The sequence below is a fragment of the Phreatobacter stygius genome, from assembly GCF_005144885.1.
GTDB lineage: Bacteria > Pseudomonadota > Alphaproteobacteria > Rhizobiales > Phreatobacteraceae > Phreatobacter > Phreatobacter stygius.
Genome location: NZ_CP039690.1, coordinates 4,426,652 through 4,451,668 on the forward strand (window position 1 = coordinate 4,426,652; position 25,017 = coordinate 4,451,668).

At 67.2% G+C, this 25,017-nt stretch carries 19 protein-coding genes; 3 read left to right on the forward strand and 16 right to left on the reverse strand.

Annotated elements, in window-relative coordinates:
* Window positions 1-256: 256 nt before the first annotated feature.
* The 10 genes from E8M01_RS20805 to E8M01_RS20850 form a co-directional block, all read right to left on the reverse strand.
* Window positions 257-3,010 (reverse strand): molybdopterin-dependent oxidoreductase, encoded by a 2,754-nt coding sequence (locus tag E8M01_RS20805; RefSeq protein ID WP_211596661.1) that lies wholly within the window; start codon window positions 3,008-3,010, stop codon window positions 257-259.
* The gene (locus tag E8M01_RS20810) at window positions 3,010-3,876 is read right to left on the reverse strand and encodes an FAD binding domain-containing protein (protein ID WP_136961896.1); all 867 of its coding nucleotides are present in this window, start codon (window positions 3,874-3,876) and stop codon (window positions 3,010-3,012) included. Before E8M01_RS20810 ends, E8M01_RS20805 begins: the two co-directional genes overlap by 1 nt.
* Entirely contained in the window at window positions 3,876-5,591 is a 1,716-nt protein-coding gene (locus tag E8M01_RS20815) for a hydantoinase B/oxoprolinase family protein (RefSeq protein ID WP_136961897.1), read from the reverse strand. Before E8M01_RS20815 ends, E8M01_RS20810 begins: the two co-directional genes overlap by 1 nt.
* 52 nt (window positions 5,592-5,643) lie before the next feature.
* The gene (locus tag E8M01_RS20820; RefSeq protein WP_136961898.1) at window positions 5,644-7,734 is read right to left on the reverse strand and encodes a hydantoinase/oxoprolinase family protein; all 2,091 of its coding nucleotides are present in this window, start codon (window positions 7,732-7,734) and stop codon (window positions 5,644-5,646) included.
* A 47-nt stretch (window positions 7,735-7,781) separates the two neighbouring features.
* On the reverse strand, window positions 7,782-8,498 hold the full coding sequence (locus E8M01_RS20825; RefSeq protein ID WP_425467746.1) for an ABC transporter ATP-binding protein: 717 nt from the start codon (window positions 8,496-8,498) through the stop codon (window positions 7,782-7,784).
* 20 nt (window positions 8,499-8,518) lie between these two features.
* Window positions 8,519-9,337 (reverse strand): ABC transporter ATP-binding protein, encoded by an 819-nt coding sequence (locus tag E8M01_RS20830; protein ID WP_136961900.1) that lies wholly within the window; start codon window positions 9,335-9,337, stop codon window positions 8,519-8,521.
* The gene (locus E8M01_RS20835) at window positions 9,334-11,208 is read right to left on the reverse strand and encodes an ABC transporter permease (RefSeq protein ID WP_136961901.1); all 1,875 of its coding nucleotides are present in this window, start codon (window positions 11,206-11,208) and stop codon (window positions 9,334-9,336) included. Before E8M01_RS20835 ends, E8M01_RS20830 begins: the two co-directional genes overlap by 4 nt.
* Window positions 11,209-11,317: 109 nt before the next feature.
* The gene (locus tag E8M01_RS20840; protein WP_136961902.1) at window positions 11,318-12,544 is read right to left on the reverse strand and encodes an ABC transporter substrate-binding protein; all 1,227 of its coding nucleotides are present in this window, start codon (window positions 12,542-12,544) and stop codon (window positions 11,318-11,320) included.
* 207 nt (window positions 12,545-12,751) lie between these two features.
* A complete protein-coding gene (locus tag E8M01_RS20845) occupies window positions 12,752-13,762 on the reverse strand; it encodes an asparaginase (protein ID WP_136961903.1) in 1,011 nt (336 codons plus the stop codon).
* An 88-nt stretch (window positions 13,763-13,850) separates the two neighbouring features.
* The gene (locus E8M01_RS20850) at window positions 13,851-14,108 is read right to left on the reverse strand and encodes a DUF6356 family protein (RefSeq protein WP_170181999.1); all 258 of its coding nucleotides are present in this window, start codon (window positions 14,106-14,108) and stop codon (window positions 13,851-13,853) included.
* 128 nt (window positions 14,109-14,236) lie between these two features.
* Here E8M01_RS20850 and E8M01_RS20855 point away from each other — a divergent pair, with 128 nt between their 5' ends.
* Entirely contained in the window at window positions 14,237-14,716 is a 480-nt protein-coding gene (locus E8M01_RS20855) for an Lrp/AsnC family transcriptional regulator (protein ID WP_136961904.1), read from the forward strand.
* Between the two features lie 2 nt (window positions 14,717-14,718).
* On the opposite strand, the gene E8M01_RS20860 is transcribed toward E8M01_RS20855, so the two are convergent.
* Complete coding sequence (locus E8M01_RS20860; protein WP_136961905.1) at window positions 14,719-15,630, reverse strand: MBL fold metallo-hydrolase; 912 nt, start codon at window positions 15,628-15,630, stop codon at window positions 14,719-14,721.
* 202 nt (window positions 15,631-15,832) lie between these two features.
* On the opposite strand from E8M01_RS20860, the gene E8M01_RS20865 reads away from it, so the two are divergent.
* Window positions 15,833-16,408: a biotin transporter BioY gene (locus E8M01_RS20865; RefSeq protein ID WP_136961906.1), complete on the forward strand. Its 576-nt coding sequence runs from the start codon at window positions 15,833-15,835 to the stop codon at window positions 16,406-16,408.
* A gap of 16 nt (window positions 16,409-16,424) precedes the next feature.
* Here E8M01_RS20865 and E8M01_RS20870 read toward each other — a convergent pair whose 3' ends face one another.
* The 5 genes from E8M01_RS20870 to E8M01_RS20890 form a co-directional block, all read right to left on the reverse strand.
* Entirely contained in the window at window positions 16,425-17,336 is a 912-nt protein-coding gene (locus E8M01_RS20870) for an FkbM family methyltransferase (RefSeq protein ID WP_170182000.1), read from the reverse strand.
* Between the two features lie 89 nt (window positions 17,337-17,425).
* Window positions 17,426-18,844 carry a protein adenylyltransferase SelO family protein gene (locus E8M01_RS20875; RefSeq protein ID WP_136961908.1) on the reverse strand — a complete coding sequence of 473 codons (1,419 nt, stop codon included), beginning with the start codon at window positions 18,842-18,844 and terminating at the stop codon, window positions 17,426-17,428.
* Between the two features lie 31 nt (window positions 18,845-18,875).
* On the reverse strand, window positions 18,876-19,883 hold the full coding sequence (locus E8M01_RS20880) for an LLM class flavin-dependent oxidoreductase (RefSeq protein ID WP_136961909.1): 1,008 nt from the start codon (window positions 19,881-19,883) through the stop codon (window positions 18,876-18,878).
* 127 nt (window positions 19,884-20,010) lie between these two features.
* Complete coding sequence (locus E8M01_RS20885) at window positions 20,011-20,688, reverse strand: GntR family transcriptional regulator (protein ID WP_136961910.1); 678 nt, start codon at window positions 20,686-20,688, stop codon at window positions 20,011-20,013.
* Window position 20,689: 1 nt separating this feature from the next.
* Window positions 20,690-21,895: a pyridoxal-phosphate-dependent aminotransferase family protein gene (locus tag E8M01_RS20890; protein ID WP_136961911.1), complete on the reverse strand. Its 1,206-nt coding sequence runs from the start codon at window positions 21,893-21,895 to the stop codon at window positions 20,690-20,692.
* Window positions 21,896-22,060: 165 nt separating this feature from the next.
* Here E8M01_RS20890 and E8M01_RS20895 point away from each other — a divergent pair, with 165 nt between their 5' ends.
* Entirely contained in the window at window positions 22,061-25,015 is a 2,955-nt protein-coding gene (locus tag E8M01_RS20895; protein WP_136961912.1) for an FAD-binding and (Fe-S)-binding domain-containing protein, read from the forward strand.
* Window positions 25,016-25,017: the final 2 nt, after the last annotated feature.

The window sequence follows — 25,017 nt, forward strand, 5'->3', positions numbered from 1 at the left end:
GCGCGGGTGAGGGGACGTCCATATCCGGATAAATCTGGCCCTGGCCGCACTCGACGCGCCTGAAGTGAGAGGCGCCGTGCCTGTTCTACGGGCTTACGCCCCTCACCCGGCGCCTGCCGGCGCCACCCTCTCCCTATGGGAGAGGGTCGGTTCGTTAGCGCCCTTCGCTCGCCCCCTGTTGGAGGAGCACTGCGCTGCGGCCGAGCGCCAACGTCCAAGGACGGGTTGTTCTCAACATGGGTCACCGTCGAACTCATCATTCCGCGGCCTCCCGCACCTGCAGGGCTTCCCAGAGCTTGTGCGGCAGCACCGGCACCTCGCGCATGCGCACGCCGGTGGCGTGACGGATCGCCGAGAGGATGGCCGGGGCGGTGGCGACCAGCGCCGGCTCGCCGACGCCCTTGGCGCCGAACGGACCTTCCGGCTCGGGGTCCTCGATCAGCTTGACCACGATGTCGGGCATGTCGCCGGCGGTCGGGATCAGGTAGTCGTGCAGGTTCTCGGTGCGGCCGGGCAGATATTCTTCCATCAGTGCCAGGCCGAGACCCTGGGCGATGCCGCCATGGACCTGGCCTTCGGTCAGCGTCGGATTGATGGCCCGGCCGACATCATGGGCGGCGACGATGCGGGTCACCTTGACGGTGCCGAGCACCCGGTCGACCACGACTTCGGCGACCTGGGCGGCGAAGCCGTAAGTTGCATAGGGAATGCCCTGGCCCTTGGCGTCGAGCACGGTGGTCGGCGGGTCGTACTGGCCTTCGCCCGCCAGCACAATGCCGGTCTCGTCGGCCTCGAGGGTGGCGAGGTCGATCACCCGGCCAGCCTCGCCGTCGGCGACGGTCAGCCTGGTGCCGTCGAGCTTCAGTTTCGCCTGCGGCCCGGCATTGGCGAGCGCCAGGATCTTGGCGCGCAGGTCGAGGCCGGCGAGCTTGGAGGCATTGCCCGACACGAAGGTCTGGCGCGAGGCCGAGGTCTTGCCGGCATCATAGGTCCGGTCGGTGTCGCCGATGACGAAGTCGAAATCGGTGGTCGGCAAACCCAGCGCGTCGGCGGCGATCTGCAAGAGCACCGTGGTCGAGCCCTGGCCAATGTCGACGGCACCGTTGAGGAAGGTCAGCTTGCCCCCGGCGGTCAGCGTGATGCGCATGCGCGACGGGTTCGACATCGAGGTATTGCCGCAGCCGTACCACATGCAGGCGACGCCGATACCCCTGGCGATGCGGCCGCCCTTGGCGTTCTCGGCTTCAGCCGCCGCGACCATGGCGTCATAATCGGCTTTGACCGCGTCGAGGCATTGCGGCAGGCCGGCGGAGGCATGCAGCACCTGGCCGGTCGGTGTCCGGTCGCCATGGTCGATGGCGTTGATGCGGCGGATCGCCCAGCGGTCGAGCCCGAGCTGCTCGGCGAGATCGTCGATCAATGTTTCGCCGGCGATCGCCGCCTGGGGCACGCCGAAGCCGCGGAAGGCGCCGGCCGGCACCTCGTGGGTGTGCACGGCGCGCGTGGCATTCTTCACATGCGGCACCTTGTAGGGGCCGGTGGCATGGACCGGCACGCGGTTCGCCACTGTCGGTCCCCAGGAGGCATAGGCACCGGTGTTGAAGTCCCCGGTCATCTCATAGGCGGTGAAGCGGCCTTGCGTGTCGGCCGAGGCCTTGGCCCAGATTTTCGATGGGTGGCGCTTGGTGGTCGACGCCATGCTCTCGGTGCGCGAATAGATCACGCGCACCGGCTTGCCGGTAAGCCAGGCCGCGACGGCGATCAGCGGCTGGATCGATACGTCGAGCTTGCCGCCGAAGCCGCCACCGCAGGCGGTCGGCACGATCCGGACGCTGGCCATCGGCACGCCGATGACGCGGGCGACCTCTTCCTGGTCCATGACCGCGGCCTGGGTGCAGGCGGTCACCTCGATCCGGTCGCCGACACGCAGGGCGTAACCGGCTTCCGGCTCGATATAGGCATGTTCGACGAAGCCGGTGCGGAAGTGGCCTTCAGCCGTTGCGGCACCCAGCCGATGGCCTGCTTCGACATCGCCGGTTTCGAGATAGCCGCGGGTCAGCACATTGTCGGGAATATTGGCGTGCAGGGCCGGCGCGCCTTCGGTCAGTCCGGCCTCGACGCCGATCAGCGCGGCATCGACGGTCCAGGCGATCGGCAGGGCGGCATCGGCAAGGCCTTCCACCGCCTCGCGCGTGCCGACCAGGGCCAGCACGGCCTCGCCGCGATAGCGCACGAAGCCTGGCGCCAGCACCGGCTGGTCCTTGATGGTCGGGAAGATGCCGAAGGAGTTGGCACCGGGAATGTCGGCCGCGGTCAGGATGGCGGCAAGGCCGGGATGGGCCGATTTCACCGCCTCGAGATCGCCGAACGTGAAGCGGGCATGGGCATGGGGCGAGCGCACCGCGCGCAGCCACAGGGCATCGGCCGGCGCGCTGTCGGCGCCGAACTTGTCGGTGCCGGCAACCTTGGCGACGCCGTCGGCGCGGGCGATGCGCGCGCCGACCGCCGCGCCGGCTTCGGCCAGTGGCGCGAGACTGTTGGTACCGCGCGCCACGTCGGCGATCGCTTCGATGATCTTGACATAGCCGGTGCAGCGGCAGAGCACGCCACCGATGCCGTCCTCGATGTCGCGACGGCTGGGGTTCTGGTTGCGGCCGAGCAGGTCGGCGGCGGCCATGATCATGCCCGGGGTGCAGATGCCGCATTGGGCCGCGCCATGGGCGAGAAAGGCTGCACGCAGCCGGTCGACAACCGGATGCTGCGCCTCGATGGTGGTGATTGCCTTGCCCTCGGCCTGGGCGGTCGAGATGAGGCAGGAGCAGACCTGCTCACCCTCCATCAGCACGGTGCAGGCGCCACAATCGCCGGCGTCGCAACCGATCTTGGTGCCGGTCAGGCCCATGCGCTCGCGCAGCGTGTCGGCAAGCGAGGCGAACGGCGCCGCCGCCACCTGATGGACCGCCCCATTCACATGCAAGGTCAGAGCGATCTCGCTCGGCTTGTCGAGCATCAGGCGGCCCTCCGAAGGCTGTCTGCGGCAAGGTCGGACAGGCAGTCGCGCACCAGGGCGAGCGCGGCCGCGCGGCGATACGCGCCGGTGGCGCGGACATCGTCGATCGGGGTCAGCCCATCGAGATGGTGGGGCGTGACCAGCGATGCCGCCGCCGCGAGCGGCACACCCGCAAGCGTGGCTTCGAGGGCCGTCAGCCGCGCCGCCACCGCCGAGCAGGCGCCGACCGCGATCCGCGCCTCACTGATCCCGCCGGCCATGTCGACCGCGACGACGCCGGAGACCATGGCGATCGAAATGACCAGGTATTTGCGCGCGCCGAGCTTCTTGAAACAGGAGCGCGCATTGGCGAGCTTCGGGATGGTCAGCGCGGTGACGATCTCGTCGGCCCGCATCGCAGTGTGCCGATAGCCGTCGATGAACTGGCCGAGCGCCAGGCTGCGGCTGCCCGCGACGCTCGACAGCTCGACCTGCGCATCGAGCGCCAACAGGTTCGGGATGCCGTCGCCGGCCGGCGAAGCCGTGACGATATTGCCGGTGAGCGTGCCCAGATTCTGCACCTGCACGCCGCCGACCTCGCGCGCGGCCTGCCGATAGGCATCGAACAATGACGGCAGATCGGCGCGGATGAGATCGGTCCAGGTGGTCAGGCAGCCGAACCGCCAGTGGCTGCCCTCATCGGTGATGCCGCGCAGGCCGGGAATGGCGGTGAGGTCGAGCACGTCCTTGTGGGTCGGGTCGCCCCAGGCGCGCCTTGCGGTGCGCACCGGGTAGATGTCGGTGCCGCCGGCCAGGACGACGACGTCGTGGGCGGCGCGGATATTGAGCGCCTCGGCCAGTGTCGGGGGGCGGTGATAGCAGACCATCAGGCCCTCCATCCCCAGAGTTTGGCGGCCTGGTCTGCGGTGTAATAGCCGCGCCCCACGTCGCGGGCGACGAGCGCCGGGTCGCGTTTCGCCGGATCGCCATAACCGCCGCCGCCTGGCGTCATCACCTCGACGCGGTCGCCGGCGCGGATCGCGATATCCTGGTCCTTGGACAGGTGCTCGGGGATCGTGGTCGTGCCGTCACGGTGGATCCTGACGACATTGGGCGCGCCGTCGCCGCCACCCAGCACGCCTGGCGGGCCGAAGCGGCCGTGATCCATGACGAAGGAGGCGCGCGCCTCGCCGCGCAGCAATTCCATCTCATAGTGCACGCCGAAACCGCCGCGTTTCTCGCCGGCGCCGCCCGACCCTTCGCGCAGGGCGAAACGGCGGAACAGCACCGGGTAATATTGCTCCATCACCTCGATCGGCGCGGTCTTGGAAATGCCGATGGTCGAGCAGCCATTGGTCAGGCCGTCTTGCGTCGCGTTGCCGCCATAGCCACCGCCGGTGATCTTGTACATGACGTAGCTCGCCTGCTTGACGGGATCGAAGCCGCCGAGCGCGAAATTGCCGGAGGTGCCGGCCGGCGCCGCGGTCACCTTGTCGGGGATGGCCTGGACCAGGGCCAGGAACACCGCTTCCGCGATCCGTTGCGACACTTCCGCGGCGCAGCCCGAGACCGGGCGCGGATAGAGCGCATCGAGGAAGGTGCCGACGGGGCGCTTGATGGTCAGCGGTTCGAACGCGCCGGCATTGATCGGTACGTCGGGGAAGATGTGTTTCACGCCGAGATAGACCGCCGAATAGGTGGTCGCCACCACCGAGTTCATTGGCCCCTTGCAGGGCGGTGACGAGCCGGTGAAATCGAAATCCAGGCTCTCGCCCTGCTTGGTCACGGTGAGCGCGATCTTCAGCGGCTCGTTCACCACTCCGTCGGAATCGACGAAGGCCTCGGAACGATAGACGCCGTCGGGGATCTGGCGGATTTCGGCGCACATGCGTTCGGCCGAACGCGCCCGGATCGCCTTGATCGCGACGTCGAGCGTTGCCGCGCCATATTTGGTCACCAGGTCCATCAGCCGGGTTTCGCCAACCAGCAGGGCGGCGGCCTGGGCCTTGATGTCGCCGATGCGCTGCTCGGCGATGCGGATGTTGGACGAGATGATCGCGAAGATCTCCTGGTCCATCTCACCTTTCTTGAACAGCTTGACCGGCGGCAGGCGCAGGCCCTCCTGCTCGACCTCGGTGGCCTTGGCCGAAAAGCCGCCCGGCACCATGCCGCCGATATCGGGCCAATGGCCGGTATTCTGCAGCCAGCAGAACAGGGCGCCATCGACGAAAACCGGCTTGGCGAAGCGCACGTCCATCAGATGGGTGCCGCCGAGATAGGGGTCGTTGACGATATAGATATCGCCCGGTTCCGGCTTGCCGGCCTTGCCCTCGCGGATCAGCCGGATGATCTCCCCGGTCGAATATTGCATCGTGCCGACGAATACCGGCAGGCCGAATTCGCCCTGACTGATCAGGGCGCCGGTGTCGCGGTCATAGATGCCGTCGGCGCGGTCGTCGGCCTCGGCGATGACCGGCGAGAAGGCGGAGCGCGAGAAGGCGATGTCCATCTCGTTGCAGACCTGCTGCAGGCCGGCCTGGATCACCGCCAGCGTCAGCGCGTCAATGGCTTTTGCCTCTGTCGGCAGGCTCTGGAGGGTCATGGCAGGGGCCTCCGGCCGTGACGATGCGAGGCCTTTTGGGCAGAGATCATTCTCATACCTTCACCCTCAGATTGCCGATGGGATCGACGGTCGCGACCGCGCCCGGCTCGATCACGGTGGTGGCGTCGATCTGCTGGACGACCGCCGGGCCTTCGATCCGGGCGCCGACCGGCAGCTTGTCGCGGGCATAAACCTTGGCCTTGTGCCAGCCGCCGTCGGCATGAAGGTCGCGCGTGCCGATCACCGCTGCGTCGACGTTTGCCACCCGTGCCGCCGGGTCGAGCAGAGCCGAGAGCGGGAAGGATTTGCGCCGGCCGATGACGCTGGTGACAAGGTTGACCAGCACCGCCCTGATCTCCGGCAGACGCACCTGGAAGCGGTGGAAATAGGCCTTCTCGAAAGCCGCCTGGATCTCCTCGCGCGTCACGTCGGCACCCGGCAGCGCGACCCGGATGAGATGGGTCTGGCCGCGGAACTGCATGTCGGCGCCGTGCAGGATGACGGTCTCCTCGATCTCGGCCTTCTCCTCCTCGACCACGGCGAGTGCGCTGCCGCGCTGGGTGGCGATCAGCCGCTGCACCTCGGCCATGTCGGCCTGGTCGAGCGGGGTGTTGACCGTATTGACCCGGTCCTGGCGGAGATCGGCGACCAGGCAGCCGAGCGCATTGGTCAGGCCGGGCCTGGCCGGCACCAGCACCTCGGGGATACCCAGTTCGCGGGCGAGCGCGACGGCGTGCAAGGGGCCGGCGCCGCCGAAGGCGAACAGCACGAAATCGCGCGGGTCGTAACCGCGCGACAGCGACACCATGCGGATGGCACCGGTCATGTGGACATTGCCGAGCCGGATGACCGCGGCGGCGGCCTCCTCGATGCCCATGCCGAGCGGCTTGGCCAGGTCGCGCTCGAACGCGGCGCGGATCTCGGCAAGCGACACTTTCGACTGCACGGCGGTCAGCCGTTCCGGATCGAGCCGGCCGAGCACCAGATTGGCATCGGTGATGGTCGGTCGGGTGCCGCCGCGGCCATAACCGATCGGGCCGGGTTCGGAGCCGGCCGAATGCGGACCAACCTGCAGCATGCCGGCCTTGTTGACGCTGGCGATCGAGCCGCCACCGGCGCCGACGGTGCGGACATCGACCATCGGCAAGTGGATCGGCAGGCCGTAATCGATGGTCAGCTCGGCCGAGACCTCGGGCACGCCGCCATGGATCAGCGCGACATCGGTGGAGGTGCCGCCCATGTCATAGGTGATGGCATTGGCGAGACCCGACTGGGCGAGCGTCGCCGCCGCGGCCATCACGCCCGAGGCTGGACCCGACATGACCGTCTTGGCGGCCTCGCGCGCAACGATGCTGGCCGGGACTGTGCCGCCATTGCCGTTCATCACAAGCAGGTCGTGCTTGAAGCCCTTGGCGCTCAGGTCGTTCTGCAGCCGCTGGACGTAGCGGTCGAGGATCGGCTGCACCGCGGCATTCACGCTGGCCGTGGTGCCGCGCTCATATTCGCGGAACTCGGACAGCAGCTGATGGCCAAGCGTGACATAACCGTTTGGCCAGATCCCGGCGGCGATCTCACCGGCGCGCAGCTCATGGGCCGGATTGGCATAGGCATGCAGGAAATGGATGACCAGCGCCTCGCAGCCTTCGGCGAGAAGCGTGCGTATTTCGCGCGCGACGGCCGCCTCGTCGAGCGGCGTGACAACCTCACCTTGGGCATTCAGCCGCTCCGGCACCTCCCGGCGCCATTGGCGCGGGATCAGCGGCTCGAAGCTGCCGGTCATGCCATAGGCGCTCGGCCGGGTGCGCCGGCCAAGCTCCAGCACGTCACGGAAGCCTTGCGTCGTGATCAGTCCGACCTTGGCGACCTTGCGCTCGAGCACCGCATTGGTGGTGGCGGTGGTGCCGTGAATGATCAGGTCGAGATCGGCCGGGCTCACGCCGGCCGCCTCGATCGCCTTGACCACGCCGACCGCCTGGTTGGCGGCGCTGGTCGGAACCTTGGCGAGTTTGACGCGCACGCCAGCGCCATCCGCCTCGGTCAGGAGGAGGTCGGTAAAGGTGCCACCCACGTCGATGCCGGCTACGCGCCTCAAGGTCTTCTCCACATCGCTCGTCCGATCGTCATGGACGACCCCGCAAATCATTCGCCTACGAACGGTTGCGGCATGCCAGTGCCGCGCCCACCCGGCCGTCACATGCTCAAATAGGCTTCCCGGATCTGGTCATTGGCTTCGAGATCCGCTGTCGTCCCCTCGTAGCGGATCGCGCCTTTTTCGATGACATAGGCGCGGTCCGAGACGGCGGAGGCGAAATAGAGGTTCTGTTCGGAGAGCAGCACGGCGATGCCCTCGGCCTTCATGGCGAGCACCGCATCGGCCATTTGCTCGACGATGACGGGAGCCAGGCCTTCGGACGGCTCATCCAGCAGCACCGCGTGGGGATTGCCCATCAAGGTGCGGGCAATGGTCAGCATCTGCTGTTCGCCGCCCGACATGGCCGAGGCCCGGCGGCCCTTCATCTCGGCGAGGTTCGGGAAGATCGAGAACAGCCTGTCGGTGGTCCAGGGCTTGGTGTCGCCCTGGCGCTCGCTGGCCGCCGCTTTCCGCCCGACCTCGAGGTTCTCGTAGACCGTCAGGTCGGTGAAGATGCGCCGTTCCTCCGGCACGTAACCGAGGCCGAGCCGGGCGATCCGGAACGGGTTCATCCGGCTGATCTCCTGGCCCTCGAAAGTGACCGTGCCGCCGCGCGGCGGCACCAGTCCCATGATCGCCTTGAGCGTGGTCGACTTGCCGGCGCCGTTGCGGCCCATCAGCGCGACCACTTCGCCGGCATGCAGCGCCAGATCGACGCCGAACAGCACCTGGGCATGGCCATAGGCGGCCGACAGGCCCTTGGTGTCGAGAATGATGACGGGGGCTGGCGCGCGCATCAGATCGCTCCAGCCTGGTTTTCGCGCGATGGGTTCTCGCCGGCCTTGGCCTTGCGGGCGCGCAGCGCCGCCTGCACGCCGTGCTCGCCGAGATAGACCTGCTTGACGCGGGCATTGCCGCGCACCTCGTCGGGCGTGCCGGAGGCAATGATCTCACCGCGCACCAGCACCAGGATGCGGTCGGAATGGGCGAACACCGAATCCATGTCATGCTCGGTGAACAGCACGCCGATCTTGTGCGTGCGGGCGATCTCGGCGGTCAGTTCCATCAGCGCGGTGCGTTCCCTCGGCGCCATGCCGGCGGTCGGTTCGTCCATCAGGAGCAGTTTCGGGTCGGAGGCGAGCGCGATGGCGAGTTCGACCCGCTTGACGTCGCCATAAGCGAGCTCGTTGACCGGCTTGTCGGCGACATCGGCCATGCCGACGCGGTCGAGGAAGGAGCGGGCCGCCTCGCGGTGCAGGCCGGCGGTGCGCGGCACCACCGCGCGGGTCTGGCCATGGGACGAGATCAGCGCCATCTGGACGTTTTCGACCACGCTCATCGACACGAAGGTCTGGGCGATCTGGAAGGTGCGGCCGACGCCCTTGCGCCAGACCAGGCGCGGCGGCAGGCCGGTGATGTCCTCGCCGGCGAGCCGGACGCTGCCCTTGTCCGGTTTCAGCTGGCCGCCGACCATGTTGAAGGTGGTCGACTTGCCGGCGCCGTTCGGCCCGATAATGGCGAGCAGTTCGCCGGCCTGAAGCGAGAAGGACACGTCCTTCGCCGCGCGCACGCCACCGAAATGTTTCTGCAGGTTCTCGACGACCAGCAAGCTCATGTCGCCTCCTTCGGCGCGAAGCGCGCCTTCAGGCCTTCCGCTGCGCCAACCAGGCCACGCGGGAACAAGAGCACCATGGTGATGATCGAGAGGCCGAGGAAGAACCGCCAGAAGTCGGTGAGCGGCATGAAGAAGTCTTTGATCGAGTGGAAGAAGGCCGCCCCGACCAGCGGGCCCATGACGGTCTGGATGCCGCCGGTGAGGATCATCACCAGGAAGTCGATCGACATGGCGATCGAGATCATGGTCGGGTCGATGGTGCCCTTGGAAAAGGCGTAGAGGCCGCCGGCGAGCCCGGCCGCGGCGCCAGCCAGGGTGAAGCCGAGCCAGCGATGGGTGCGCACGTCGATGCCGATGGCATCGGCCCGGATCGCCGAGTCGCGCGCCGCGCGCAGCGTATAACCGAAGGGTGCGTAGATGACGTGACGGAGCGCCGCGATGGCGACAAGCGAGAGCACCGCCACCACGTAGAAATAGACCTGCCGGGAGCTTGCCCAGGCCGAGGGCCAGACGCCGACCACGCCATTGTCGCCGCCGGTCACCTCGACCCATTGGAAGCAGACCGCATAGGTGATCTGGGCGAAGGCGAGCGTCAGCATGGCGAGATAGATGCCCGAGAGACGGACCACGAAATAGCCGAACAGCGCCGCCGCCAGGCCGCCGGCGACAGGAGCGGCGATCAGGGCCGCCTCCATCGGCAGCTTCAACGGGCCGGTGACCAGGAGCCCGGCTGCATAGGCACCGACGCCGAAATAGGCGGCGTGGCCGAAGGAGACGATGCCGCCATTGCCGATCAGGAAGTTGAGCGAGAAGGCGGCGAGCGCGAAGACCATGATCTCGATGCCGACCTTGATCTTGTAGTTGTCGCCGATGAACGGGATGGCCAGCAGCGCGATGACCGCGAGCGCGACAATCACCAACTCGACCTTGGCGAAACGCTTCAGGTTCAGGATGCCCTCGGGCAGCACGGCGCGATTGGCCACCGCATCCGGCTTGCCGAGCAGGCCCCAGGGTTTCACCACCAGCACGGCGGCCATCAGCAGGAACACCAGGACCAGCGTGATCTTCGGGAAGATCAGGATGCCGAAGGCTTGCAACAGGCCAATGATCAGGGCGGCGATGAAGGCGCCCGGCACCGAGCCCATGCCACCGATGACGGTCACGACGAAGGCTTCGGTGATGATCGAAAGGTCCATATGCGAGCTGGCGGGAATGCGCGGGATCTGCAGTGCGCCGCCAAGCCCTGCCAGGAAGGCGCCGAGGAACAGCGTGCCGGTGAACAGCATGGCCTGGTTGACGCCGAGCGCACCGAGCATTTCGCGGTCCTGGGTGGCGGCCCGGATCAGGATGCCGAAGCGGGTTTTCTGCATGATCAGGGTGAGCAGGCCGAGCACCACCGGCCCGACGAAGATCAGGAACAGCTCATAGGCCGGGAAGCGCTGGCCCATGATCTCGACGCCATGGCGCAGGCCCGGCGCGCGCGGCCCCGGCAGATCGACCGGCCCCCAGATCTTGAGCACGATGTCCTGGACGATCAGCACGACACCGAACGTGGCGAGCAGCTGGAACAGTTCCGGCACCTTGTAGATGCGCCGGAGCAGCAGCATCTCCATCACCACGCCGAGGAGGCCGACGACGGTCGCCGAGATCAGCACGCCGACAAAGAACAGCGTCGGCGAGCGGTCGAAGTCGAGCAGCCAGGGCACGATCGTCACCGCCAGGTAGGCACCCAGCATGTAGAGCGAGCCGTGGGCGAAGTTCACGATGCGCGTCACGCCGAAGACGATCGTCAGCCCCGACGCGATCACGAACAGCGCGGAGGCGCTGGCAAGACCGGACAAGGCCTGGATGACGATGAAGGAGAGGTCCATGGTTGAAGCGTTCTCAAGACAAAGTTCGAGCGGGGACCGCCGAAAACGGCGATCCGTGCGCATGGCTTGATGCCCGGGCGAGACAAACCCGGGCCGCTGAATGGATCGATCAGACCCGGCGCGCGGCGCGCACCTCGGCCTCGGGGAACATATGATTGGCGCCGTCCTCGTAGCGCCAGTTCTTCATCGTGCCGAGCTTGCCCTTGAGCGTGGTCTCGCCAACCCAGGCGCCGAGCGTCGACTGCTGGTCGATCTCGCGCATGACAACCGGTCCGGCCACCGTGTCGCTCTTCAGGCCCTTGAGTGCGGCGATCAGCGCCTCGGTCTCGGTCGACTTGGCCTTGTTGAACAGGTCGCGGATCATGTAGCCGACGACATAACCGAGCAGCGAGCCGAGCCGGGGCGTGTCGTTGAAGCGGGCGCGATAGGCCTCGACAAAGGCCTTGTGGCCGTTGGTCTCGATCTGCTCCCAGGGGTAGCCGGTGGTGATCCAGCCTTCCGGGGTCTCCTCGCCGAGCGGCAGGATATATTCCGGTTCGCCGGTGAGCAGGCTGACCACGGTGCGGCCCTCGAACAGGCCGCGCGTATTGCCCTCGCGCACGAAGGCCGGCAGGTCGGCACCGAACAGCACGTTGAAGATGCCGTCGGGCTTGGTCTGCAGGAGCGCGCCGACGGTGGCGCCGGCGTCGACGCGGCCGAGTGCCGGGAACTGTTCGCCGACCACTTCGAAGCCGGGCACGGCGGCGCCCATCAGCTTCTTGAAATTGGCCGCCGCCGACTGGCCGTATTCATAGTTCGGCGCGACGATGGCCCAGCGCTTGATGCCTTTGCCCTTGGCGGCGTCGACCAGCATCTTGGTCTGCATATAGGTGTTGGCGCGAACCCGGAAGGTGAAGCGGTTGCCGCTGCCCATGGTCAGGGTGTCGGTCAAGGGTTCGGTCGCGAGATAGAGCACCTTGCGCTGATTGGCGAAATCGGCGAGCGCCAGGCCGACATTCGACAGGAAGGCGCCGGCGATGAACGAGACGTTCTCGCGGGTGACCAGTTCCTCGGCGACCCGCACGGCATCACCCGGCGTCGAGCCATCGTCGCGGAACACGATTTCCAGCGGCCGGCCGCCGAGGCCGGCAAGGCCGCCGGCGCGGTTGATCTCGTCCTGGGCGAGCTGCATGGCATTGCGATAGGGCACGGCGAAGGCGGCCATGCGGCTGTAGGAATTCAGCTCGCCGACACGCACCGGCGCGCCCTGCGCGGCGCCAGGCCCGGTGGTCATCGCAACACCGGTCGCGGCCAGTCCGCCGACGACCGTGCGACGGGACAGGTTCAGCTTGGTCATGGAAGATTCTCCCCTCGAGAATGGATGGCGGAGAACCGCCGTTCTGCCTCTGGTGACGCCCCCCGTTAGGTTGTTCCCCGGGAGATCATTCGTAAGCGAACGATACCGCGTCCATTGCGGCTGACAAGGGGGCATTTGGAATTTATTGAATGTAGCCGGGGTCCATCGCGCAAGATCTTGAAAATGCTGGCAAGGGCCGGCGCATGATCAGGCCGCGAGCGGCCCCGCGGCGCGGATCCGGCCGACTTCCATACCGTTCCAGTTGGTCATAACCGGTGCCGAGAAGCGGGCGAAGGCTGCCTGCTCGGCCTCGCTTATCGGCACGAAGCGCTCGATCAGCGCCGCCATCATCACCTCCGAGGCGCGCGAGGTTCCATCCGCGCATTTGAGCGCGATGCCGAAGCCCTGGTCGGGGAAGGCCGCGCAGAACACGCCCTCGGCGCCGGTCTTCACGAAAACCCGTGCGCCGAACAGGGTCATCGCCTCGGTGCAGAAGCGCCCGGTTCCGGCGACCATGAAGGGTTCGGCGGCGCAGGCCGCCCGCAGCCTGGCGAAGGCCCTGGCGCGTTCCGGGCCGACGCCCTGGCCGGTGCCGAGCCGGGCGAAGCCGCGGGCGAGATGGGTCAGCGGGATGGCATAGGTCGGGATCGAGCAGCCGTCGGTGCCGATGGCGGTCGATGCATCGAGCCTCGCCCCGGTCACCTCGCCGACGGCTTCGGCGACGAAGCGCTGCACCGGGTGCCCGCGCCCGACATAACCCTTCGGGTCGATATCACCAGCGCAGGCAAAACAGACGAAGCCGGCATGTTTGCCGGAACAGTTGTTGTGGAGTGCGCTGGGCGCGCCGCCGGAGCGCGCCAGCGCCTGGGTGGCAGCGGCATTCGATGGCCAGTGGGTGCCACATTCCAGCGTCTCGACGCTGCGCCCGGCCTTGGCCAGCATGGCCGCCGAAGTCGCGGCATGGCGCGGCTCGCCGCTATGGGAGGAACAGGCGAGCGCCAGTTCGGCGGCATCGAAGCCGTAGCGGTCGGCGGCGCCACTCTCGACCAGGGGCAGGGCCTGCAGCGCCTTGATCGCCGAGCGCGGATAGACCGGCCTGTCGACGTCGCCGCAGGCGAAGGCGATCTTGCCGTCGGCATCGACGACCACCGCCGCGCCACGATGGGCGCTCTCGACGCTCGCGCCGCGCAACACTTCGACGAGGATCGGGTCGGTCATGGACAGGCGCCCCTGAGATGAGGGGCGCTTATTAACATCAGCCGATACGCCAAGCTACGCGCGGCTGCGCGATGCTCGCGCATGAGGCCTATTCGGCGGGCTGGGCCGCCGGCTCGACCTTGCCTTGCGGCGCATGCATGCGCGCGTCCATGTCGGCGACCATCTTGCGCACCGTGGTCGAGGCGGTCTTCTCGAACAGGAACGGCAGGAAGGCGTGGACGAAGGCGCAGAACGCGCAGAAGAAGAATGTGCCGGAATAGCGCATGGCTGCGCCGAAATGCTCGAAATAGCTTTCGCCGACGGCATGCGGATGGGTGGTGAAGGCGGTCTTGGCGCGGTCGAGCATGGCGGCCTCCGAGGCGGGAGCGAAACAGGTGCCAAAGATAGCCTGGAGCACGAGAGACGGGTTCCCAATCTGAAAAGAGAAAAACCTTCTCTGGTGGACAAAATCTCTCATTTGCCTAGAATGTTGGGATGTCGTCTCAATCATCGCCACTCGACGCCTATGACAAGTCCATCATGCGCGAGATTCAGCGCGATTCCAGTCCGTCGATCGAGACGCTGGCCGAGCGCGTGCATCTGTCACGCAATGCCTGTTGGCGCCGGCTGAAGAGGCTGGAGGAGGAGGGCTTCATCAAGGCGCGGGTGGCGCTGGCCGATCCGGTCAAGCTCAACCTCGAACTCACCGTGTTCATCGCGGTGCGCACCAGCCGTCACGAGGCGGACTGGGCCGAACGCTTCCACGCGGCCGTCCAGGACATTCCCGAGCTGGTCGGCGCCTACCGCACGGCCGGCGAGATCGACTACATCCTGCACGCCCGCGTGCCCAATGTCGCGGCCTATGACCGGCTCTACAAGAAGCTCACCGCCCGTATCGAAATGCAGGATGTCTCGGCGAGCTTCGTCATGGAGGAGATCAAGGAGGTCACGGCGCTGCCGCTGGACTTCATCTGATCTCAGGCTGCCCGGAACACCCCATCCAGCGCCGGCGCGCCGTCGGTCGTGACAAGGCCACGCGCCACCAGATCCTCCAGATGGGCGAAAACGCTCAATCCCGCCGCCCCGGTCAGGCGTGGGTCAAGGCCGTCATAGATCGCCGCGACAATGGCCGGAATCGTCGTGTCGCCGGCGGCAACGCGTTTCATGATCGAGGCTTCGCGCTGCAGGCGGTGGTGGGCCAGCGCCCGCATGAAGCGCTGCGGCTCGTGCACCGCGCCGCCATGGCCCGGCCAGAAGATCTGTTCCGAGCGGCCACGCAGCTTGTCGAGCGAGGCCATATAGTCGCCCATCGAGCCGTCGGGCGGCGCCACGATCGAGGTCGACCAGGCCATGACGTGATCGCCGGACAAGAGCGCGTTTTCTTCCCTCAGCGAGAAGGCCATGTGATTGGCGGTGTGGCCGGGCGTGAACACGCTCTCCACCGTCCAGCCCGTGCCATTGATCACCTGGCCGTCGGTGACCGCGATGTCAGGGACAAAATCCCGGTCGCCGGACGAATCGAGCACATTGGTCTCGCGGAGATTGAGCGGGCGGGCGGCCCGGTGCGGACCTTCGGCATAGACGATCGCCCCGGTTGCGGCCTTGATCGCCGGGGTTGCCGGCGAATGGTCGCGATGGGTGTGGGTGACCAGGATCGCCTCGACCGTCTCGCCTTTCACCGCTTCGAGGACGGCTGCGACATGCCCGGCATTGTCGGGGCCCGGATCGACGATCGCCACCCGGCCATGGCCGATGATGTAGGTCACCGTACCCTTGAAGGTGAACGGGCCGGGATTCGGGCAAAGCACCCGGCGAATCAATGGCGACAGCGTCTGCGGACGGCCGGGGACCGCGTCGTCATCGCGTTCGAAGGGGATATCGTCGGCCATTTTGCCTCTGTCGAAACGGGGACGGGTGCGCGCCTTGCGGCCACCCGGTGCCTCGGATAGGACCGTGAACGATCATCACAGGGCGGCGGCGATGACAAGCCGTCCGTCCGGCGGGCGCCCATGACGTGAGGTGCCGGCTTTGAGTTTTCGCCAAGCCCCGCCGGGGCGGGCGAACAGGCGCAGACATGAACAGGAGCCGATCATGGCAACCGAAACTCTCGCAGCGACGCTTTGGCCCTCGGCTACGCGCAGCCTGACCCGCAACGTGGTCCTGGCCTTTGCCGGCGTCTGCCTGATCACGCTCGGCGCCAAGGCGAGCGTGCCGTTCTGGCCGGTGCCGCTGACCTTGCAGACGCTGGCCGTCTCGGTCGTCGCTGCGGCCTATGGCCTGCGCCTCGGTGTCGCAACCGTCGCGCTCTATCTGCTGACCGGCCTGCTCGGCGCGCCGGTGTTCGCCGGCATGAGCGTCGGCGTCGCTCCCTTCCTCGGGCCGACCGGCGGCTTCCTTGCCGGCTTCCTGGTGATGGCCGCAATCATCGGCGCCGCCGCCGACCGCGGCTGGGACAAGGCCTGGCCGAAGATCCTCGGCGCCATGGCGCTCGCCAATGTCATCGTCTTCGTGCCCGGCCTGATCTGGCTCGGCACGTTCACCGGCTACGGCGCCAAGCTGCTGCAGGCGGGCGTTGCACCCTTCGCCTTCGGCACGCTGGTCAAGACCGCGCTCGCCGCGGCGATCATGCCGTTTGCCTGGGGCCTGGTGCAGCGCTTTCGTGGCTGACTGAGGCCTGGCGGCTTCAGTCGATGACGAAGCCGCCGTCGAAATAGCAGGCGATGCGGGCGAGTGCCGCCCGCGTCGCCTCGTGGCCGGGCTCCGCATCGGCCGGCAGGATGGCCGCGAGGTCCGCCGCCTCCATGGCGTTGAGGCGGGCAAAGCAGCCCGGATCGATCCGCTGCGCCAGCGCGTGGTCGGGATGGGAAACATCCCGGTGCGCCGGGCCATATTCGCCGAGATGCAGCACCGCATCCCAGGCCGTTGGCACTCTTGGCAGGCGCTCGGCGAGATCCAGGCCATCCTCGGGCATGTAGAACCGGTTGAGATTGTCGAAATAGACCTCGCGATAGCCGGCCTCGGCGAGGATCGGCGCGAAACTTGCCGAGGCGTCGGCCATGGTCCAGGGCGTCACGGCTTCCAGCAGGATGACGCGCGGCCGGAACCGGGCCCAGTCATTGCCGGCAAGCACCTCGGTTTCGGCGCCCTCGACATCCACCTTCAGGAAATCGATCTGGCCGGGCGCATGGGCCGCGCAGAGCTCGGCCAAGGTCACCGTCGGCAGCCGCCTGAGCCTGGTGGTGATCCCGGCTGCCGCCGCGGCATCGGCATGGGCGCTCGATGTCGTGGAGAGGCCGTGGAAGCGGTCGGCCTCGAAAAAGTCAGCCTCGCCGGCGGTCCGCCCGCACAAGGCTTCCACAACGATGTCGCGTGGCCGGACCTGGCGATAGGCCGCCGCAAGCATCGGCTGCGGCTCGACCACGATGCCGTGCCAGCCTTTCTCGTAAAAGCCGAAGCTGACATTGTCGGCGACCACATGGCCGCCACCGACATCGATATAGAAACCGTCGCGCTGGCCGGCGAAGAGCAGCGCCAGGTGATAGTCCTCCAGGTTCTGTGCATAGGACAGGAAGGCCGGGGCGGCGCGAACGGTCATGGCGATCCCCGGAGGATATCGGCGGCGGGCCTTCAGCGTCGCGTGCCTCTGCCCGGGCGTCAAGGCGGCCCCCGCCTTGGCGCCGGCCGTCATCGCGAGGCCGTGATGCCGAAGGCGAGGCGCGCCTGCTCGATATGGGCGAGCTTGGCGTGGAACAGGCCCCAGTCGTCGCGCTCGGCGATCGGCCCCCACAGGCCCTCGACCTCTTCGATCAGCAGCGTCGCCGGTCCGTCGCTCTCGAAATAGCGTGATGCTTCAGGCGTCCAGTCGCGCGGCCCATGCGCCTCGAGCGCCGCCAGCAGCCGGTCGAACGGCTCGCCGGCATAAAGGTCCTTCTGCGGGCCGGCGAGTGCGAAAGCGCGTCGCGCCGCGCCACCGTGCCAGTCGAAGATCGTCCGCTCGAAGCCGGCCTGCGACTTGTGCTGGAACTGGAAGAAGGCCGCCAGCAACTCATCGTCGGCGGCCTCATCCACGGGCTTCACTCCGAGCCGCAGGCAGACCATGCGGCGCAGGTTCACGTTGAAGGCCGGGCCATAGGCTTTCAGCGCGTCCTCGAGATCGGCGATCGGCGCGACCAGGGTGAGGCATTCGGCAAAGCGTTCCAGGTTCCAGGCGATGGCGCCTGGCTGGCGGCCATAGGCATAGAGCCCGTATTCGTCGAAATAGGCGGCGGTGAAGCCGGGTTCATAGCGCGGCAGGAAGCGCCAGGGGCCGTAATCGAAGCTCTCGCCGGTGATGACGGTGTTGTCGGTGTTGAGCACGCCATGGACGAAGCCGGCGAGCATCCATTCGGCCACCATGGCGCCGGAAGCCTTGGCGACCGCTTCGAGCAGGGCAGGGGCCTCTTTCGCGACATCGCCGTCGCGGGCGGCCTGAGGGTGATAATAGTGGATCGCATGCGTCACCAGGCGCGCGATGCGGGTCGCATCGTTCTCAGCCAGCAGCCGCTGGAACGTGCCGAACCGGATATGGCTGTGCGACAGACGCACCAGCACCGAGGAGCGGGTGGGCGAGGGTTCGTCGCCGCGGGTCAGCGCCTCGCCGGTCTCGATCAGCGAAAAGCTCTTCGAGGTATAGACGCCCAGCGCCTCCAGCATTTCGGTGGCCAGCACCTCGCGCACGCCGCCCTTCAGCGTCAGCCGGCCGTCACCGAAGCGCGAATAGGGCGTCTTGCCGGAGCCTTTGGTCGCAAGGTCGAGCAGCCGATCCTGGTCATCGAGGACCTGGGCGAACAGGAAACCGCGCCCGTCGCCGATATCGGGATTGTAGGAGCGGAACTGGTGGCCGTGATAACGCAGGGCCAGCGGTTCGGGGATATTGCCGGCAAGCGGCTCGAACCGGCCGAAATGGGCGATCCATTGCTGCGGCGTGAGATTGCCGAGACCAACCCTTTCCGCCCAGCGCTGGTTGCGGTGGCGCAGGATCGTCTCGGGAAAGGCCGCGGCGGCCACGGCGTCGAAGAAGCCGGGACCGAGTTCGGTATGGGCTGATGACGGGCGATAGCTCATGACCTGGCCATCATGGACCGGCCGCGGCGCGTCACGCCACCGCCTTTTGGGATTTCAGGCTTTTCGCCACCTCGGCCAGGATCTCGTAGGAGCGCAGCCGCGCCCGGTGGTCGTAGATCGCCGCCACCACCATCAGTTCGTCGACCCGGGTGTTGGCGATGAAATGCTCCAGCCCGCGCCGCACCGTCTCGGCCGAGCCGACGAAGGAATAGGTCAGCGTCCGCTCCGCCTGGATCTTTTCCGAAGGCGTCCAATAGGTCTCGATATCGTCGATCGGCGGCGCCAACTGGCCGCGCGTGCCGCGGAACATGTTGGCGCGCTGCTGCTGCGACGAGGTGAACAAGCGCCGGGCCTCGGCATCGGTCTCGGCGGCGATGACGTTGATGCCGGCCATCGTATAGGGCTTGTCGAGCTGTTCGGAGGGCGCAAATTTGGCGCGGTAGACCTCGAGCGCCTGCATCAGCGCGTCGGGCGCGAAATGCGAGGCGAAAGCATAGGGCAGGCCGAGCATGGCGGCGAGCTGGGCGCCGAACAGGCTGGAGCCGAGGATCCAGATCGGCACATTGGTGCCGGCGCCGGGCACCGCCTGGATCGCCTGGCCGGGCTGGGCGGGGGCCAGGAAAGCCTGCACCTCCAGCACGTCCTGGGGAAAATTGTCCGCCTCCATCGGGTCGACACGCAGGGCGCGCAGCGTCCGCTGGTCGGTGCCGGGCGCCCGGCCCATGCCGAGGTCGATGCGGCCGGGATAAAGCTCTTCCAGCGTGCCGAACTGCTCGGCGATCACCATGGGCGCGTGGTTCGGCAGCATGATGCCGCCCGAGCCGACCCGGATCGTGCTGGTGCCGCCGGCGACATAACCGATCGCCACTGCGGTCGCGGCACTGGCAATGCCGACCATGTTGTGATGTTCAGCCAGCCAGAAGCGCTTGTAGCCGAGCCGCTCGACATGGCGGGCGAGATCCCGCGAGTTGCGCAAGGCGTCGCCCGGGGTCGCTCCCTGCACGACGGGGGCGAGGTCGAGAACCGACAATTCGGCCATTCTTGGTGTCTCCGGGCTGGCTGCGCCCGGTTCAGATAGGCGCGCGTCACGGCCATCACAATGCGCGCCGGGCGCAGACGAGCCCGGCAGCCAGGGATGGGGTGGAGGCGGCGCCGACGCGGCTGCGTCAGGCGCGGGCGCTATCCAGCTGGCGCAGCGCCTCGTGCACCATATCGGCCTTGTGACGCAGGTGTTCGCGCATCACCGCCGACAGTGCCGCGCCATCGCGCGCCCGCAGCGCCGTCATCATGCGCTCATGGTCATCGACCGCCTCGGCCCAACGCTCCGCCGACTTGCGCGCGACGAAGCGCACGGCATGGATGCGCACCAGCAGGCTCTGATAGAGCGCCGACAGTGTGGCATTGCCGGCGACCGCGAAGATCGCCTCATGAATGTCCCGGTTGAGCCGGGAATAGGGGATCCATTCATCGCTCTTCCAGTGCCGCACCATGGTCGCATGCATGGTCTCGAGCCGCTCCAACGCCTCTGGCGTCAGCCGCGCGCAGGCGAGTTCGCCGGCCAGCGCCTCCAGCATGCCCATGATCGGGAACAGTTCCTCGATCTCGGCGGGTTCGATGCGCGCGACCGTCGAGCCGCGGTTGGGATTGAGCTGCACCAGGCCTTCCGCCGCCAGCACCTTCAGGGCTTCCCGGAGCGGCGTGCGCGACACGCCGAACAGGTCGCAGAGGTCCGGCTCGGAGATCTTGTCCCCGGGCTTCAGCGTGCCTTCGACGATCATGTCGCGCAGCCGCCCGACCAGTTCGGTCGACAGCGAGCGGCGAGCGATCAGCGGGTGTTCGTTCATGTCACGCGGCTTTGGCCGCCGTCCCCTTCTTGGTCTCGGCGAGATAGGCCATGGCGGCTGTGACACCACCGGCCTGATGCGGCACGCCGGCAAGGCCCAGGCCCATTTCGACACCCGCCAGCGCGCCGACAATGGTCAGGTCGTTGGTATCGCCGAGATGGCCGATGCGGAACACCTTCTTGGCAACCTTCGACAGGCCGGTGCCGAGCGACATGTCGAAGGCATCCAGGATGACGGCGCGTAGCGCATCGGCGTCATGGCCTTCCGGCATGACCACGGCGGTCAGCACGGAGGAGTAATATTTCGGGTCGCGGCAGAGGATGTCGAGGCCCCAGGCCCGCACTGCCCGGCGGGTCGCCTCGGCATGGCGGTCGTGGCGGGCGAAGACATTGTCGAGGCCCTCCTCGTGCAGCATCTGGATCGCTTCATCGAGGCCGTAGAGCAGGTTGGTCGCCGGCGTGAACGGGAAATAGCCGGTTGTGTTGGAGGCGATCATGTCGTCCCAGCTCCAGAAGCTCTTCGGCAGTTTCGAGGCTTTGGAGACAGCGAGCGCCTTGTCCGAGACGGCGTTGAAGGACAGGCCCGGCGGCAGCATCAGGCCCTTCTGCGAGCCGGCGACGGTGACGTCGACGCCCCATTCGTCATGGCGATAGTCGATGGAGGCGAGCGAGGAGATGGTATCGACCATCAAGAGGGCAGGGTGCCTGGCCGCGTCGATCGCCTGCCTGACCTCGTCGATCCGCGAGGTGCAGCCGGTCGCCGTCTCGTTATGGACGACGCAGACCGCCTTGAAGGCATGCGCCTTGTCGTCGCGCAGCGCCGCTTCGATCGCCGCGGCATCCGCGCCGGTGCGCCAGTCCGAGGCGATGAAGGTCGGCTCGATGCCGAGCTTTGCCGCCATGGTCTTCCACAGCGTGGCGAAATGGCCGGTCTCGACCATCAGCACCTTGTCGCCCGGCGACAGCGTATTGGCGAGCGCGGCCTCCCAGGCGCCGGTGCCCGAGGCGGGATAGATGACCACGTGGCTCTTGGTCTTGAAGATCGACTTCATGCCGTCGAGCACGCGCTGGCCGAGCTTGCCGAAATCCGGCCCGCGGTGGTCGATGGTCGGCATGGCGATGGCGCGCAGGATGCGGTCCGGCACCGGCGTCGGGCCGGGGATCTGCAGGAAATGCCGGCCGGCGATACGGGGCGCGTTCTGGGCCATGGAAGTCTCCTCGGGCGAGGGCGGCTCACCAAGCCCTCTTGCCAGAATGAATAATGAATGCAAAATTCAAGTCAAGGCCAAGTTGCGATCGCCGACCGGCGGTCTCGGCGAAACGGCTTCACTGCGGCGGCTGCCGGTCGGCAGGTCGTTCATGGGACGGAATGCATGGCAGGCTCGGCGGCTCGATCGGCTGGAACCCTGGAAAAGCGCCTTGCCGCGGAGGTGGCCGGCAGCGTGCTGTTCGATACCTTCTCGCGCGGCCGCTACGCCACCGATGCCTCAATCTACCAGATCATACCCATCGGTACGGTCATTCCCGAGACCATGGACGATGCGATCCGCGCCATAACGCTCGCCCGCGAGGAAGGCGTCACCGTGCTGCCGCGCGGCGGTGGCACGTCGCAATGTGGCCAGACGGTCAATGCCTCGCTGGTGGTCGACTGCTCGAAAAAGCTGAACCGCATCCTCGATCTGGACGTCACGGGACGCTCGGCGCGGGTCGAGCCTGGTATCGTGCTCGACGACCTCAACCGCCAGCTCAAGAAGCACGGCCTGTGGTTCCCGGTCGACGTCTCCACCGCCTCGCGCGCCACCATTGGCGGCATGACCGCCAACAATTCCTGCGGCGGCCGCTCGCTGCGTTACGGCACCATGCGCAACAATGTCGTGCAGGTAGAGGCAGCCCTTGCCGACGGCACGCGCCGCTGGTTCGGCGCGGTCTCGCGCGCCGAGGCCGCGCGCAACGATGCCGATCTCCTGACCCGCGACCTGCTGGCGCTCGGCGAGCGTGAGGCTGCCGAGGTGGCCGCGCGCTTTCCGAAAGTCCAGCGCCGGGTCGGCGGTTACAATCTCGATGCGCTGGTGCCAAACGGCCCGACCAACAACATGGCCCATATCCTGGTCGGCTCGGAGGGGACGCTTGCCTTCACCACCGCCGTTGACCTCAAGCTCTGGCCGCTGATCGGGCCGAAAGTCTTCGGTGTCTGTCATTTCGGCGCCTTCCACCAGGCCATGGATGCAGCCCAGCATCTGGTGACGCTGAACCCCATCGCGGTCGAACTGGTCGACCGCACCATGATCGGCCTTGCCCGCGACATCGCCATGTTCCGCCCGACCGTCGAACGGGTGGTGCGCGGTGATCCCGATGCGCTGCTGGTGGTCGAATTCGCTGAGGCGAGCGAAGCCGAGAACCTCGCCAAGCTTAGGGATCTGGAGGCCCTGATGGGCGATCTCGGTTTCGGCTGGGACAAACCGGGCGCGCATTTTGGCGGCGTCGTGCCGGTGATCGAACCGGCCTGGCAGGCGGCTGTCACCGAGATGCGATCGTCCGGCCTCAACATCATGATGAGCATGAAGGAGGCCGGCAAGCCGGTGTCCTTCGTCGAGGATTGCGCGGTGCCGCTGCCGGATCTCGCGGCCTATACCGCTGGCCTCACCGAGATCTTCAAGGCGCATGGCACCACCGGCACCTGGTATGCCCATGCTTCCGTCGGCTGCCTGCATGTGCGTCCCGTGCTCAACATGAAGCTCGATGTCGACGCCAGGCGCATGCGTTCCATGGCCGAGCAGGCCTTCGCGCTGGTGCGCCAATACAAGGGCTCGCATTCCGGCGAGCATGGCGACGGCATCGTCCGCTCGGAATTTCACGAGCAGATGTTCGGCACCCGGCTGGTGCGTGCTTTCGAGGAGGTCAAGGACCGTTTCGATCCGGCCGGCCTGTTCAATCCGGGCAAGATCGTCCGCGCGCCGCGCATGGATGATCGCAGCCTGTTCCGTTACCCGCCTGGCTATCAAGGCGAGGAGATCGAGCCGGTACTCGACTGGTCGGCCTATCCCGGAGCGTCGAAGGGTTTTCTCGGCGCCATCGAGATGTGCAACAACAACGGCACCTGCCGGAAGCTCGACGGCGGTGCCATGTGCCCGAGCTATCGGGCCACCCGTGACGAGCAGCATGTCACGCGTGGCCGGGCCAATACGCTCAGGCTGGCGCTGACCGGCCAGCTCGGTCCCGGTGCCTTCACGTCACCGGAGATGGAGGCGAGCCTCAAGCTCTGTGTCTCCTGCAAGGCCTGCAAGCGTGAATGCCCGACCGGCGTCGACATGGCCCGCATGAAGATCGAGGCGACCGCCGCGCGCTACGCGTTCCACGGCGCGAAGCTGCATGACCGGCTGGTGGCCCATTTGCCGCGTTATGCGAGCCTCGCCGCCAAGGCACCCTGGCTCCTGAACCTGCGTGACAAGCTGCCTGGCCTCGCCAAGCTCTCCGAGAAGATCGCCGCCTTTTCCGCCCGCCGGTCGCTGCCGAAATGGCGCTCCGACGTCTTCGCGCCGAAACAGCCAAGCGAAGGTGCGGCGGGTGGTCGCGACGTCGTGCTGTTCGCCGACACGTTCAACCGGGCCTTCGAACGCGAGAACCTCGATGCCGCAGTGGCGGTGCTGACGGCCGGCGGCTATCGCATCCACCATGCGGTTCCAGCCGACGGCACGAAACGCAACCTCTGCTGCGGCCGCACCTATCTGTCGACCGGCATGATCGACAACGCGCGCATCGAGGCCGAGCGGCTGGTTGCCGCGCTCGAGCCCTTCGCCATACGCGGCGTGCCGGTCATCGGGCTCGAGCCATCCTGCCTGCTCACCCTGCGCGACGAGATCCCGGCGCTCCTGAAGTCTGCCGCCAGCGAAACCGTGTCGCGGAATGCCGTGCTGTTCGAAGAATTCATCGCGGCCGAAGCCAAGGCCGGACGGTTGGCGCTGCCGCTGAAGGCCTTGCCGCAGGCGAAAGCCCTGCTGCACGGCCATTGCCATCAGAAGGCGTTCGACGCCATGGGCGCGGTCGAGGGCACGCTGCGGCTGGTGCCGGGCCTGGCGGTCGAAACCGTCGAGAGTTCCTGCTGCGGCATGGCCGGCGCCTTCGGCTATCATCGCGACACGATCGATGTGTCCCTGGCCATGGCGGAATTGTCGCTTTTGCCGGCGGTGCGCAAGGCCGATGCGGACGCGATCATCGTCGCCGACGGCACGTCCTGCCGGCATCAGATCGCCGACGGCGCGGGCAGGGAGGCCGTCCATGTCGCGCGTGTGCTGGCGGCCAGCATCGCGGCCAGCGAGGCGAGGCCATGATG

Bases quoted from the DNA above. Each gene is read 5' to 3' on its own strand.
- E8M01_RS20870 (WP_170182000.1), bottom strand. From the start codon at position 17,336: ATGACCGTTCGCGCCGCCCCGGCCTTCCTGTCCTATGCACAGAACCTG.
- E8M01_RS20890 (WP_136961911.1), bottom strand. From the start codon at position 21,895: ATGGCCCAGAACGCGCCCCGTATCGCCGGCCGGCATTTCCTGCAGATC.
- E8M01_RS20885 (WP_136961910.1), bottom strand. From the start codon at position 20,688: ATGAACGAACACCCGCTGATCGCTCGCCGCTCGCTGTCGACCGAACTG.
- E8M01_RS20810 (WP_136961896.1), bottom strand. From the start codon at position 3,876: ATGGTCTGCTATCACCGCCCCCCGACACTGGCCGAGGCGCTCAATATC.
- E8M01_RS20815 (WP_136961897.1), bottom strand. From the start codon at position 5,591: ATGACCCTCCAGAGCCTGCCGACAGAGGCAAAAGCCATTGACGCGCTG.
- E8M01_RS20880 (WP_136961909.1), bottom strand. From the start codon at position 19,883: ATGGCCGAATTGTCGGTTCTCGACCTCGCCCCCGTCGTGCAGGGAGCG.
- E8M01_RS20845 (WP_136961903.1), bottom strand. From the start codon at position 13,762: ATGACCGACCCGATCCTCGTCGAAGTGTTGCGCGGCGCGAGCGTCGAG.
- E8M01_RS20840 (WP_136961902.1), bottom strand. From the start codon at position 12,544: ATGACCAAGCTGAACCTGTCCCGTCGCACGGTCGTCGGCGGACTGGCC.
- E8M01_RS20895 (WP_136961912.1), top strand. From the start codon at position 22,061: ATGGCAGGCTCGGCGGCTCGATCGGCTGGAACCCTGGAAAAGCGCCTT.
- E8M01_RS20830 (WP_136961900.1), bottom strand. From the start codon at position 9,337: ATGAGCTTGCTGGTCGTCGAGAACCTGCAGAAACATTTCGGTGGCGTG.
- E8M01_RS20820 (WP_136961898.1), bottom strand. From the start codon at position 7,734: ATGATTTGCGGGGTCGTCCATGACGATCGGACGAGCGATGTGGAGAAG.
- E8M01_RS20860 (WP_136961905.1), bottom strand. From the start codon at position 15,630: ATGGCCGACGATATCCCCTTCGAACGCGATGACGACGCGGTCCCCGGC.
- E8M01_RS20875 (WP_136961908.1), bottom strand. From the start codon at position 18,844: ATGAGCTATCGCCCGTCATCAGCCCATACCGAACTCGGTCCCGGCTTC.
- E8M01_RS20865 (WP_136961906.1), top strand. From the start codon at position 15,833: ATGGCAACCGAAACTCTCGCAGCGACGCTTTGGCCCTCGGCTACGCGC.
- E8M01_RS20805 (WP_211596661.1), bottom strand. From the start codon at position 3,010: ATGCTCGACAAGCCGAGCGAGATCGCTCTGACCTTGCATGTGAATGGG.
- E8M01_RS20855 (WP_136961904.1), top strand. From the start codon at position 14,237: ATGTCGTCTCAATCATCGCCACTCGACGCCTATGACAAGTCCATCATG.
- E8M01_RS20850 (WP_170181999.1), bottom strand. From the start codon at position 14,108: ATGCTCGACCGCGCCAAGACCGCCTTCACCACCCATCCGCATGCCGTC.
- E8M01_RS20835 (WP_136961901.1), bottom strand. From the start codon at position 11,208: ATGGACCTCTCCTTCATCGTCATCCAGGCCTTGTCCGGTCTTGCCAGC.